We start from the raw sequence: 12,289 nt of genomic DNA on the forward strand, positions 1-12,289 counted from the left end.
GGGGTCAGGCGGTCGCTTCGCGCGCCTGGGCCTCGTAGCGGTGCACGGTGTGGCGCATCGCCCAGAGCAGGATCACGCCGGGCAGCGCCACCACCACGGTGCCCAGGTAGAACGGCGCCCAGCCCCAGGCCTCGACCATATAGCCCGAAGTGGGCCCCACATAGACCCGGCCCACCGACGCCAGCGCCGACAGCAGCGCGTACTGCGTGGCCGAGAACGAGCGGTTGCACAGCGTCATCAGCAGCGCGACGAAGGCCGCCGTGCCCATGCCGCCACACAGGTTCTCGACCGCAATGGTCGCCCCCATGGACCACAGGTGCGGCGGCGTCACCGCCAGGATCCAGTAACCGAGGTTCGACACCGCCTGCAGCACGCCGAACAGCATCAACGAGCGGTACAGGCCCAGGCGCACCATCAGCGTGCCGCCGAACAGCGCGCCGATGATGGTGGCGACCAGCCCCAGGGTCTTGTTGACGATGCCCACCTCGCCCGCGGAGAAGCCTACGCCGCGGATCAGGAAGGTGGTCGACAGGCTGCCGGCAAAGGCGTCGCCAAGCTTGTACAGCACGATCAGCAGCAGCAGCCACCATGCGCCCGGGCGTGCAAAGAAGTCGCGCAGCGGGCCCACCACCGCCTCTTCCAGCGAGCGCGGCACGCGGGCCGGCACGTCGGGCTCAGGCGCCCACAGTAGCGTGACGATGCCCACGCCCATCAGCCCGGCCATCAGCAGGTAGGTCTGCTGCCAGCCCAGCACGCGGTCGGCCAGCCACAGCGCCAGGCCGCCCGAGACCAGCATCGCCAGCCGGTAGCCCAGCACCTTGACCGCCGCGCCGGCGCCGCGCTCGGGCGGGCGCAGCACGTCGGTGCTGTAGGCGTCGAAAACGATGTCCTGCGAGGCCGACAGGAAGGCCACCAGCGTGGCCAGCGCCGCCAGTGTCCACAGCGCCTCGCGCGGCGGGCAGAAGGCCATGCCGGCGATGCCCAGCACCAGCCCGATCTGCGTCACCAGCAGCCAGCCGCGCCGGCGCCCCATCAGCGGCGGCGTGTAGCGGTCCATCAGCGGCGCCCACAGGAACTTGAAAATATAGGCCTGGCCGACCAGCGAGAAGAAGCCAATGGTCTTGATATCCAGGCCCTCGACCGTCATCCATGCCTGCAAGGTGCCCGACGTCAGCGCCAGCGGCAGCCCGGAGGCGAAGCCCAGCGCCAGCATGGCGCCGATGCGGCGGTTGCGGAAAATGTCTAGATAGGTCTGGAAATTCATGAATGGGGCAGCCGTATGCCGCCGCGCGGCTGCGCGGGTGCCGTGTATTATTGCATCACCTGTTTGCCCGCTCCCCGATTGCGCCCAAGGAATCGCACATGCTCCGCCGCCTGCAAGGTGTTCAGCGTCCCACCCGTCTCCGGCTGGCCCGTGCGCTGGCACTGGCCGCGGCAGCGTTGGCGCTCGGCTGGGGCCTGCCCGCGCAGGCACAGGACAGCGATGCCGGCGGCATCCGGCTGAATCCCGGCGGTTCGGCGGTGCGCACCATCGTGCCGGTCGAGGCCATCGAGCAGCAGGCCGCGCAGGAATACGAGCAACTCAAGCAGGAAGCCATCGCCAAGCATGCCCTTGCCGCCGACAACAACCCGCAGCTGATGCGCTTGCGCGCCATCGGCAAGCGCCTGCTGCCGCAGACCGCGCGCTGGAACGAACGCGCGCGGCAGTGGCAGTGGGAGATCAACCTGATCGGCTCCAAACAGGTCAATGCCTTCTGCATGCCCGGCGGCAAGATCGCCTTCTACACCGGGCTGCTCGACCAGCTCAAGCTGACCGACGAAGAGATCGCCATGGCGATGGGCCATGAGATCGCCCACGCGCTGCGCGAGCATGCGCGCGAGCGCGCCGCCAAGTCCGAGATCACCAACCTGGGCGCCAATGTGATCTCGCAGCTGTTCGGCTTTGGCAACCTTGGCAATATGGCGCTCGGCACCGGCGCCCACCTGCTGGCGCTGCGCTTCTCGCGCGCGGATGAGTCCGAGGCGGACCTGATCGGCATGGATATCGCCGCGCGCGCTGGCTACGATCCGCGCGCCGCGGTATCGCTGTGGCAGAAGATGGGCCAGGTCACGCAATCCGGCGCCGAGTTCCTGTCGACGCACCCTTCCGGGCGCAGCCGCATCGCCGACCTGGAAAAGCACCTGCCCGAGGTGCTGCCGCTGTATGCGCGCGCGACCAGCACCACGGTGGACAAGCTGCCGCCATACCGCGCCAATATGGCGGGGCTGGGCGGCGCGCCGGTGGACAGCGGCGACGACGACCGGCAAAAGCCGCTGCAGCGCTGAGCGGCCTGCGGGCGCAAAAGAAAGAAGCCGGCATTGCCGGCTTCTTTGCGTTCAGGAAGTGGCCCTGTCAGGCGCGCAGCCCCGTGGCCTCGTCGGCGCCCACATGCACGTTCATGCACTGCACCGCCGCGCCGGCCGCGCCCTTGCCCAGGTTGTCCAGGCGCGCCACCAGGTTCAGGCGCTCGGCATTGCCGAACACGAACAGGTCGACACGGTTGGTGTCGTTGTTGGCCTGCACATCGAAGAAACCGCCGTCGAGGTTGTCGGCGCTGTTGTACGGCATCACGCGCACGAACTGCTCGCCCTCATAGTGCTTGCGGTAGATCTCGACGATCTGCTCGGCGCTCACCTTGCGCGCCAGCCGGTCGGTGAACACGGGCACCGTGACCGCTAGGCCCTTCAGGAAATTGCCGACGATCGGGTTGAAGACCGGCGCCTGCGCCAGGCCGGCCTGCACGCGCATTTCCGGCAGGTGCTTGTGTTCCAGGCCCAGCGCGTACGGGCGCGGGCTGTCCAGCTTCGGGTTACCGCCGGCTTCGAACTCGGCAATCATCGACTTGCCGCCGCCGCTGTAGCCGGTCAGGGAGAACGCCGAAACCGGGTAGTCGGCCGGCAGCACGCCGGCGTCCACCAGCGGGCGCACCGCCAGCACGAAGGCGCTGGCGTGGCAGCCCGGCACCGCGATGCGCTTGCTGGCGCGGATCTTCTCGCGCTGGCCGCGCGCCAGCTCGGGCAGGCCGTAGGCCCAGCTGTCGCTGGTGCGGAACGCCGTGCTGGCGTCGATCACGCAGGTGTTGGGGTTGGTCACCAGCGATACCGCCTCGCGCGAGGCCACATCGGGCAGGCACAGGAAGGCGACGTCGGCGGCGTTCAGGAATCGTGCTCGTTCGGTCGGATCCTTGCGCTTGTCATCGGCAATGCGCAGCAGTTCCACGTCGGAACGACCGGAAAGATAGTCAAGCAGCCGGAGACCGGTGGTGCCTTCCTGACCATCGACGAACACTTTGAAAACCATGGCTGACTCACTCAATGGGGTGCGGGAATTGCCGCTGGGAATGCGAAACGTCCCCTGCCGCACGCGGTAGGGAACCTGCATTGTAGCGGGGATGGGGGCGGGTCGCAGGGGTTTGTACCAATGGGCGTATTGCGATTTCGCACAGTTCCGGGCTTGCAGGGTATAACCAAGTAGGTTAATTTCCATGGAAAAGGGGACGGCGCATTACCCGCTCTGGCGGGTCAGGGAGTTGATTGGAGCCAGGCGGGTGCGCGTGACCCGATGCGCGCGCGACGGCGCCACGGCACTCGGCTTTGACATGGCCGGACTGGCGCAGGTGGTCGCGGGCCTGAGCAGTGCCGACTTCTACAAGAGCATCACGGCCTACGCCGACCACACCGTGTGGCAGGACGTCTACCGCCCGGTGACACCGTACGGCGGGGTGTACCTGAAACTGACCGTGACTGAAGACCTGCTGGTCGTGTCGTTCAAGGCACGATGAAAGGAGCTGAGCAAAATGAAATGCCCCGTGTGCGGCGCGGCTGAACTGGTGGCCGACGTGCGCGATGTCGCCTACACCTACCGTGGCGAAACCACGGTCCTGGAATCCGTGCGCGGCGAGTTCTGCCCGGCATGTGGAGAATCCGTGACCGACTGGCACGAGAGCGACCGCGTCATGAAGCTGATGAACGCGTTCAACCGCCAGGTCAACGCCGCATTTATCGAGCCTTCCTACATCACTGGCGTGCGCAAGAAGCTCCGCCTCGATCAGCGCGAGGCCGCCGAGATCTTCGGCGGCGGGGTCAATGCCTTCTCGCGCTACGAGACCGGGCGGACCAAGCCGCCGCTGGCGCTGGTGAAGCTGCTCAAGCTGCTGGACCGCCACCCGGAACTGCTTGAAGAGGTCCGGGCGGCGTAGGCGCCGGACTCAGAGCGGGAAGTCGTAGTCGATCGACAGCGGCGCGTGGTCGCTGAACTTCTCGTCCTTGTAGATCGAGCACAGGTGCGCGGTGCCGGCGATCTTCGGCGTGGCCAGGTGGTAGTCGATGCGCCAGCCGACGTTCTTGGCGTAGGCCTGGCCGCGATTGCTCCACCAGGTGTACTGGTCGGGGCGCGGGTCCAGCTTGCGGAACACGTCGACATAGCCATGGGTGTCGAACAGTTCGCCGATCCAGGCGCGCTCTTCCGGCAGGAAGCCCGAGTTTTTCAGGTTGCCCTTCCAGTTCTTGATGTCGATTTCCTTGTGCGCGATGTTGACGTCGCCGCACAGCACGATCTCACGCCCGGAGGCCTTCAGCTGCAGCAGGTGCGGCAGGAAGGCCTCCATGAAGCGGAACTTGGCCTGCTGGCGTTCTTCGCCGCTGGAGCCGGACGGCACGTACACCGAGATCACCGCCAGGTGCGGGTACTGCACTTCCACATAGCGGCCTTCGTTGTCGAACTCGGGGATGCCGAAGCCGGTGACCACGCGCTCGGGCTTGTGGCGCGTGTACAGGCCTACGCCGCTATAGCCCTTCTTCTCGGCGTAATGGAAATAGCCGTGGTAGCCGTGTGGCGCAAGGAACGCTTCCGTCATGTCGGCGGCCTGCGCCTTCAGTTCCTGCACGCAGACCATGTCTGCGTCCTGCTTGCCCATCCAGTCGAAAAAGCCCTTCTTCGACGCGGAGCGGATGCCGTTGAGGTTGGCGCTGATAATCCGTAACATTCGGGGAAATTTTGAATTCAGAGAGAAATGATGACGCAGCAGAATCCGCCCGCGGGTACCGATCTCAGCCAGACCTTTATCCGCTTTGCGCTCGATGCCGGCGTGCTGTCGTTTGGCGAGTTCGTCACCAAGGCCGGCCGCAAATCGCCGTACTTCTTCAACGCCGGCCTGTTCAACCAGGGTGCGATGCTGGGCCAGGTGGCGCAATTCTATGCCAAAACCCTGCTGGCCTCGGGCGTGCAGTTCGACGTGCTGTTCGGACCGGCCTACAAGGGCATCACGCTGGCGTCGGCCACCGCGGTGGCGCTGGCGGGCATGGGACGTGACGTCGGCTTCGCCTACAACCGCAAGGAAGCCAAGGATCACGGCGAAGGCGGCACCCTGGTCGGGGCGAAGCTACAGGGCAAGGTGGTCATCATCGACGACGTGATTTCCGCCGGCACCTCGGTGCGCGAATCGGTGAACATGATCCGCGCCGCCGGCGCCGAGCCGGCCGCGGTGCTGATCGCGCTCGACCGCATGGAAAAGAGCGGCACCGCCGAGCAGGTCGGCACGCATTCCGCCGTGCAGGACGTGCAGCGCGAATTCGGCATCCCGGTGATCGCGATCGCCAGCCTGAAGGACCTGCTGGCCTACCTCGATGCCTCGCAGGACCCGGCTCTGGGCGCTTCGCGCGAGGCCGTGGCGGCCTATCGTCAGCGCTACGGCGTCTGAAACCGTTAAGGACGGCGGGCGCTGCCGGCCAGCGCCCATTCCACAATTTCGGCGTGCAGCGGACGGACGGCTGAGTTGCAGACGGGGAGGAAGCGCGGCGTGGCGGAAAAAGAGCGGCAGGAACGGGCAGGGCGGCAGGCGGCAACGCCATCCACAACCGCGGAATCGGCGGGCAACGGCGAGTCGCTGGCCGAGCGCGGCGCGCAGGCGCACCCGCGCAAGCCGGTGCGCCAGGCCGCCAAGGCCCCGGACCGGCCGGCGCACGAGGCCTATGCCGTGCGCGCGCTGGTGCTGCAGGGCGGGGGCGCACTTGGCGCCTACCAGGCCGGCGTGTACCAGGGCCTCGCTGAAGGCGGCATCTACCCGAACTGGGTCGCGGGCATCTCCATCGGCGCGCTGAACGCGGCCATCATTGCAGGCAATCCGCCGCAACGCCGGGTGGAGCAGCTGCGGGCGTTCTGGGAGTACATCTGCGCGCAGCCGTGGCTGCCAAGCCCGTCGTACACCTGGTTTGCCGACCATGCCGAAAGCTGGCCCGAGCCAATGCGGATCTGGTTCGATGGCCTGTATGCGGCGCGCGCGATGTTCGAAGGCCAGCGCGGCTTCTTCCAGCCGCGCAGCTGGCTGGAGCTGATGGCGCGTCACGAAGACCCGACCCGCGCCAGTTTCTACGACACCACGCCGCTGAAGGCGACGCTGGAGCGCTTTGCCGACTTCGACCTGATCAACCACCGTCCCGACCTGATGCGCGTCTCGGTGGGGGCGGTCAATGTGCGCACCGGCAATTTCGCGTACTTCGACAATACCCGCGACAAGCTCTGCCCCGAGCATTTCATGGCCTCGGGCGCGCTGCCGCCGGGGTTTGCGGCGGTGGAAATCGATGGCGAGTACTACTGGGACGGCGGGCTGGTGTCGAACACGCCGCTGGCCGAGGTGCTGACGGCGCAGCCGCGGCGCGATGCGCTGATCTTCCAGGTCGACCTGTGGAGCGCGCGCGGCAAGCTGCCGCACAACCTGGTCGACGTGGCCGAGCGCCAGAAGGACATCCAGTATTCCAGCCGCACGCGGGCCATCACCGACTACATGCGCGAGCAGCAGAACCTGCGCCGCATGCTCAACGAGGTGATGGCGCTGGTGCCGCCGTCAAAGCGCGACAACGACTGGTACCGCCGCGCGGCTGAGCAATCGTGCGATGCGCGCCGCAACGTGATCCAGCTGATCTACCGCGACAAGTCGTTCGAGAACCTGGCCAAGGACTATCAGTTCGGCCCGCTGACCATGCATGAGCACTGGACCAGCGGTCTGGAAGATATCCGCCGGACCCTGCGCCATCCGCAGTGGCTGGCCATGCCCAGCCTCGAGCACCCCTTCGTCACGCACGACGTGCACCGCGGCAATGGGGGCTGAGGGCGGCTGAGTGCGGCCGAGGCGCGCGGAACTCAGTCGACCCTGAGCTTGGCCAGTTCCGGCCGCGCCGGCGGATAGGCCGGCTTCAGATCCGCGAAGACCCTGGTCAGGATCTCGGCCACCATCAGGTTGCGGTGCGTCTTGGAATCGGCCGGCACCACGTACCACGGGCATTCGGGCGTGCTGGTCGCCATGATGGCGGCCTCGTAGGCATCCGCGTAGGCCTTCCAGTGCTTGCGCTCGGTCAGGTCGGTGGTGTCGAATTTCCAGTGCTTCTGCGGGTCCGCCAGGCGCGCTTCAAGCCGCGCCTTCTGCTCATCGCGGGAAATGTGCAGGAAGCACTTGACGATGGTGGTGCCGGTCTCGGTCAACATGGCCTCGAAGTCCCGGATCTGGCGCAAGCGCCGCTCGCATTCGGCGGCGTCGATCCAGTCGTGCACGCGCGTGATCAGCACGTCTTCATAGTGGCTGCGGTTGAAGACCACGATCTCGCCCGCCTTCGGCACCTGCAGGTGGACGCGCCACAGGTAGTCGCGTGCCAGTTCCTCCGGCGACGGGGCCTTGAAGCCGACCACGCGGATGCCCAGCGGATCGAAGCTGCGGAACACGCTGCGCACGGTGCCATCCTTGCCGCTGGTATCCATGCCCTGCAGCACCACCAGCAGCTTGCGGCGGTGCTCGGCATAGAAGATGTCCTGCTGCGCGTCCAGGGCGTTGCTCAGCTCGACGATGCGGGCAAGGTCTTCCTCTTTCTTGCCGCAGGACAGCGGCTTGCTGCCCGGGTCGAAGCCGGCAAGGCGGAATTGCTTGCCCGAGGTGATGCGGAAATCGTCCAGCGGCATGGGCGCTCCAATCGGTCTGACCTGCAGGATCAAGGGAATGGGCGCCCCCGCCAGGGCTCCGTTGCAACGGAGGCGGGGAGTGCGGAAAGGGGCGCGCAGCCCCTATGGTCAGGCCGGCAGGGCTGCCAGGTCAATGCTGCCTTCGAACACGGTGGTGGCCGGGCCGGTCATGCGCACCGGTTCAGCGGCGCCGTCCCAGGCAATGTTCAGCTCGCCGCCATGGGTGTGGACCCGCACCGGAGAGTCCAGCAGGCCGCGCCGGATGCCGGCCACCACGGCCGCGCAGGCGCCGGTGCCGCAGGCCAGGGTCTCGCCGGCGCCGCGCTCGTAGACGCGCAGGCGAATGGCGTGGCGGTCTTCGATCTGCATGAAGCCGGCGTTGACGCGGTTCGGGAAGGCGGGGTGGTATTCCACCACCGGGCCGTCCTGCAGGACCGGGAAGTTCTCCACGTCGGCCACCACCTGCACCGCGTGCGGGTTGCCCATCGACACCGCCGAGATCCATTCGGTGCGGCCGTTCACCTCCAGGCCGTACAGCGTGTCGGCGCCCTCGGTGCGGGTCGGCAGGCCCTGCGCGCGGAACGGCACGCGCGCCGGTTCCAGCTCGGGCGCGCCCATGTCCACCGTGACCTGGCCATCGTCCTGCAGCGTCAGCGTGATCACGCCGTTCATCACCTCCACGCGCACCGAGCGCTTGTCGGTCATGCCCTTGTCCGTGACAAAGCGCACGAAGCAGCGTGCGCCGTTGCCGCAGTGCTCCACCTCGCTGCCGTCGGCATTGACGATGCGGTAGCGGAAGTCGACGTCCGGTCGGCTCGGTTTCTCGACGATCAGGATCTGGTCTGCGCCCACGCCGAAATGCCGGCTGGCAAGGGCACGCCACTGCGCCGGGGTCAGGTCGATCTGCTGGTGGATGCCGTCGAGCACGACAAAGTCGTTGCCCGCGCCGTGCATCTTGGTGAACTGGAGTTTCATGGTGGCGATTGTAGCTGCGGCGCGCCGGACGCGCTGGACCTGCCTGGCGCGCTCAGTAGATCGCGGGCTCGCCCGGCATGCGGTTCTTGAAGCGCTTGTGCACCCAGTAGTACTCGGGCACGCGCGGGCGGATGCAGTCCTCGAAAAAGGCATTCATGCGGCGCGTGTCTTCCGTCACGCTCGCGCCCGGGTAGTGCTCCCAGGCCGGCAGCACGCGCAGCACATAGCCCTGGTAGTCGGGCAGCATTTCGGTGTAGATCGGCACCACCCTGGCCCCGGTCAGCCGCGCCAGCCGCGATACCGACGTCAGCGTCAGCGCCTGCGCGCCGAAGAACGGCACGAACTCCGAATCGCGCTCGCCGAAGTCCATGTCGGCGATCAGCTGCATCGCCTCGCCCTTCTTCAGGCCGCGCAGGATGTCGCGCGCGCTGTCGTTGCGCGAGATCATGTTGGCGCCGAAACGCCCGCGGGCGTGCTTGAGGAAGCCGTCGAAGAGGGCGTTCTTCTGTGTGGTGTAGAGCGAGGCGCCGGAGCGGCCGACATGCTCGCGCAGGTGGATGGTGAGGCGGATCGCGCCGGCTTCCACGCCCGACAGGTGCAGCGTCACCAGGATATGCGGGGTGCCATCCAGTGCCACCAGGTCGGCCTGGTCGTCGATCTGCACCCAGCGGCGCATCTGTGCCTCGCTGCCGGTCCAGAAGATGCCGCGCTCGGCAAAGCTGCGGAACAGGATGCGGAAGCTCTGGCGCGACAGCGCGTCGATCTCGGCCTCGGTGCGCTCCGGGAAGCACAGGCGCAAGTTGGCCTGCACCACGCGGCGCCGCTCGCTGGGCAAACGGTACAGCAGGCCGCCCAGCGCCTCGCCGAAGCGCGCGACGAAGGGGTACGGCAGTTTGCCCAGCACCGTCAGCAGGCCGATGCCGAGCCACGTGAACATACGGCTCATGAAATCGATTGATCAGTGGCCGGCTCGGTATCGTTGCCCGGGGTGCCTGCTCCGGCGGGTTGCTTGTAGCGGTTGTAGCCCCACAGGTACTGGGTGGGGGACAGGCTTACCAGTTCCTCGATGGTCCGGTTGATGGCCGCCGCGGCGGTGGCAGGATCGTCCGGCAGCATGCCGCCGCCGTTGATCACGCGCAGGTGGCCGCGATAGCCGGCGCCGCGCGGCAGGCGCTCGGCAAAGACCGCCACCACCGGCGCGCCGGTCAGCTGCTGCAGCCGGTGCACCAGCGCCATGGTATAGGCGGGCTTGCCGAAGAACGGCGCCCAGCTGCCTTCGCCGCCGCTGGGCACCTGGTCGGGCAGGATGCCCACCGCCTGGCCGCGCTTGAGCGCCTTCACCAGCATGCGCACGCCGCGCGGCGTGGCCGGCGCCATATGCATATTGGGGCGGGTGCGCATTTTCTCGATCCACTCGCGCAGCCAGGGCTGGTGCGGCGGCTTGAACAGCGCGGTGACCGGGCGATGCAGTGCGTGGGATTGCGGCAGCACTTCAAAGCAGCCCAGGTGCGGGGTCAGGATGATGATGCCCTTGCCGCGCGCCTGCAGCTTCCCGAGCTCTGGCCACAGGTAGTCGTCAAAGCCGTAGAGCTTCGCGCCGATCCTGCTGCGGCTCCAGAAGTAGGGCATCTCGATGATCATGCGCCCGGTCGAGCGGGCGGCTTCGTCGATCATCGCCTCCGTGGCATCAGGGAACGCCAGGCGGAAGTTGTCCCGCAGGCGCTGGCCATAGCGGCCCGGCAGACGTGCGATCAGCAGGCCGAGGGCGCCGCCCACGGCTTGCAGCAGCCGCAGGGGGAAACGGGAGATCAGCCAGAACAAAAAGGTCATCAGGCGCGAAAAACAGGTCTGTCGCGGGTCCGTGCCGGGAACAGACGCGCAAGGAGGCGTTTTTTTCGATGGAGGCATTCAGTTCCGCACGCCGCGTGCCGTCAACAGGGACCAGCACGGGCACAGCGCCCCGGCGTGCCGGCAAGTGTTGTACCGCGCCATTGGCGCGCTGCAACGAAGCCGGCAGGCGCGTATAATAGCGTGTATCGCCGAGTTAACTGACAACTTGCGGGGCGATGCGGCTCAAACCGGGCTGCCTGAAATACCGCTAAAGCGTCGCCGCCATGAACCCGAACAGGCTGGCACGCAATAGCCAACCTGGAGAATAAGTTCGTGGCAAACGACTTCCTTTTTACTTCGGAATCCGTCTCCGAAGGCCATCCCGACAAGGTCGCCGACCAGATTTCCGACGCCGTCCTGGACGCCATCCTGGCGCAGGACAAGTATGCGCGTGTGGCAGCTGAGACGCTTTGCAACACCGGTCTGGTGGTGCTGGCCGGGGAAATCACCACGACCGCCAATGTCGACTATATCCAGATCGCGCGCGACACCATCAAGCGCATCGGATACGACAACACCGAATACGGCATCGACTACAAGGGCTGCGCCGTGCTGGTGGCCTATGACAAGCAGTCGCCCGACATCGCCCAGGGCGTGGACCGCGCCTCAGACGACTACCTGAACCAGGGTGCCGGCGACCAGGGCCTGATGTTCGGCTATGCCTGCGACGAGACCCCGGAACTGATGCCGTTCCCGATCTATTACGCCCACCGCCTGGTCGAGCGCCAGTCGCTGCTGCGCCGCGACGGCCGCCTGCCCTGGCTGCGCCCGGACGCCAAGTCGCAGGTTACGGTGCGTTATGTCGACGGCAAGCCGCACAGCGTTGACACCGTGGTGCTGTCGACCCAGCATTCGCCCGACATCACCCAGGCCCAGATCCGCGAAGCCGTGATCGAGGAGATCATCAAACCGGTGCTGCCGGCCGGGATGCTCAAGGAAACCAAGTACCTGGTGAACCCGACCGGGCGCTTCGTGATCGGCGGCCCGCAGGGCGACTGCGGCCTGACCGGGCGCAAGATCATCGTCGACACCTACGGCGGCGCCTCGCCCCACGGCGGCGGCGCGTTCTCGGGCAAGGACCCGTCCAAGGTCGACCGCTCGGCCGCCTACGCCGCGCGCTACGTGGCCAAGAACGTGGTGGCTTCGGGCCTGGCGCGCCAGTGCCAGGTGCAGGTCAGCTATGCCATCGGCGTGGCCCGCCCGATCAACGTGACGGTCTACACCGAAGGCACCGGCAAGATTCCCGACGCCAAGATCGCCGAACTGGTGCAGGAGCATTTCGACCTGCGCCCGAAGGGCATCGTGCAGATGCTGGACCTGCTGCGCCCGATCTACGAGAAGACCGCCGCCTACGGCCATTTCGGCCGCGAAGAGCCGGAGTTCTCGTGGGAAGCCACCGACAAGGCGGCCGCCCTGCGTGCCGCGGCCGGCCTGTAA

The 12,289-nt window shown here is 67.0% G+C and carries 13 protein-coding genes; 6 read left to right on the forward strand and 7 right to left on the reverse strand.

Annotation, left to right across the window (positions count from 1 at the left end; translation table 11 throughout):
* Positions 1 to 4: 4 nt before the first annotated feature.
* A complete protein-coding gene (locus ACREYQ_RS01080; protein WP_432258978.1) occupies positions 5 to 1,264 on the reverse strand; it encodes a muropeptide transporter in 1,260 nt (419 codons plus the stop codon).
* Between the two features lie 98 nt (positions 1,265 to 1,362).
* Here ACREYQ_RS01080 and ACREYQ_RS01085 point away from each other — a divergent pair, with 98 nt between their 5' ends.
* Complete coding sequence (locus ACREYQ_RS01085) at positions 1,363 to 2,325, forward strand: M48 family metallopeptidase (protein WP_432258979.1); 963 nt, start codon at positions 1,363 to 1,365, stop codon at positions 2,323 to 2,325.
* A gap of 67 nt (positions 2,326 to 2,392) precedes the next feature.
* On the opposite strand, the gene argC is transcribed toward ACREYQ_RS01085, so the two are convergent.
* Entirely contained in the window at positions 2,393 to 3,340 is a 948-nt protein-coding gene (argC, locus tag ACREYQ_RS01090; RefSeq protein WP_432258980.1) for an N-acetyl-gamma-glutamyl-phosphate reductase, read from the reverse strand.
* Between the two features lie 184 nt (positions 3,341 to 3,524).
* On the opposite strand from argC, the gene ACREYQ_RS01095 reads away from it, so the two are divergent.
* Positions 3,525 to 3,821, forward strand: coding sequence for a type II toxin-antitoxin system MqsR family toxin (locus ACREYQ_RS01095; protein WP_432258981.1), 297 nt, complete (start codon positions 3,525 to 3,527; stop codon positions 3,819 to 3,821).
* 15 nt (positions 3,822 to 3,836) lie between these two features.
* Positions 3,837 to 4,238 carry a type II TA system antitoxin MqsA family protein gene (locus ACREYQ_RS01100; protein WP_432258982.1) on the forward strand — a complete coding sequence of 134 codons (402 nt, stop codon included), beginning with the start codon at positions 3,837 to 3,839 and terminating at the stop codon, positions 4,236 to 4,238.
* Positions 4,239 to 4,247: 9 nt separating this feature from the next.
* Here ACREYQ_RS01100 and ACREYQ_RS01105 read toward each other — a convergent pair whose 3' ends face one another.
* Positions 4,248 to 5,024, reverse strand: a complete 777-nt coding sequence (locus tag ACREYQ_RS01105) for an exodeoxyribonuclease III (protein WP_432258983.1) — start codon at positions 5,022 to 5,024, stop codon at positions 4,248 to 4,250.
* 27 nt (positions 5,025 to 5,051) lie between these two features.
* On the opposite strand from ACREYQ_RS01105, the gene pyrE reads away from it, so the two are divergent.
* Positions 5,052 to 5,738 (forward strand): orotate phosphoribosyltransferase, encoded by a 687-nt coding sequence (gene pyrE, locus ACREYQ_RS01110; RefSeq protein ID WP_106061998.1) that lies wholly within the window; start codon positions 5,052 to 5,054, stop codon positions 5,736 to 5,738.
* Positions 5,739 to 5,837: 99 nt separating this feature from the next.
* On the forward strand, positions 5,838 to 7,145 hold the full coding sequence (locus ACREYQ_RS01115) for a DUF3734 domain-containing protein (RefSeq protein WP_432258984.1): 1,308 nt from the start codon (positions 5,838 to 5,840) through the stop codon (positions 7,143 to 7,145).
* A 32-nt stretch (positions 7,146 to 7,177) separates the two neighbouring features.
* Here ACREYQ_RS01115 and ACREYQ_RS01120 read toward each other — a convergent pair whose 3' ends face one another.
* The 4 genes from ACREYQ_RS01120 to ACREYQ_RS01135 all read right to left on the reverse strand — a co-directional run bounded on the left by ACREYQ_RS01120 (position 7,178) and on the right by ACREYQ_RS01135 (position 10,792).
* A complete protein-coding gene (locus ACREYQ_RS01120) occupies positions 7,178 to 7,987 on the reverse strand; it encodes a polyphosphate kinase 2 family protein (RefSeq protein WP_432258985.1) in 810 nt (269 codons plus the stop codon).
* A 108-nt stretch (positions 7,988 to 8,095) separates the two neighbouring features.
* Positions 8,096 to 8,962, reverse strand: coding sequence for a diaminopimelate epimerase (gene dapF / locus ACREYQ_RS01125; RefSeq protein WP_432258986.1), 867 nt, complete (start codon positions 8,960 to 8,962; stop codon positions 8,096 to 8,098).
* Positions 8,963 to 9,014: 52 nt separating this feature from the next.
* Positions 9,015 to 9,908, reverse strand: coding sequence for a lipid A biosynthesis lauroyl acyltransferase (locus tag ACREYQ_RS01130; RefSeq protein ID WP_432258987.1), 894 nt, complete (start codon positions 9,906 to 9,908; stop codon positions 9,015 to 9,017).
* Positions 9,905 to 10,792 (reverse strand): lysophospholipid acyltransferase family protein, encoded by an 888-nt coding sequence (locus ACREYQ_RS01135; protein ID WP_432258988.1) that lies wholly within the window; start codon positions 10,790 to 10,792, stop codon positions 9,905 to 9,907. Before ACREYQ_RS01135 ends, ACREYQ_RS01130 begins: the two co-directional genes overlap by 4 nt.
* Positions 10,793 to 11,125: 333 nt before the next feature.
* Between ACREYQ_RS01135 and metK the strand changes: the two genes are divergently transcribed.
* Entirely contained in the window at positions 11,126 to 12,289 is a 1,164-nt protein-coding gene (metK, locus tag ACREYQ_RS01140) for a methionine adenosyltransferase (protein ID WP_432258989.1), read from the forward strand.

It is taken from the genome of Cupriavidus sp. TMH.W2, assembly GCF_050847365.1.
GTDB lineage: Bacteria > Pseudomonadota > Gammaproteobacteria > Burkholderiales > Burkholderiaceae > Cupriavidus.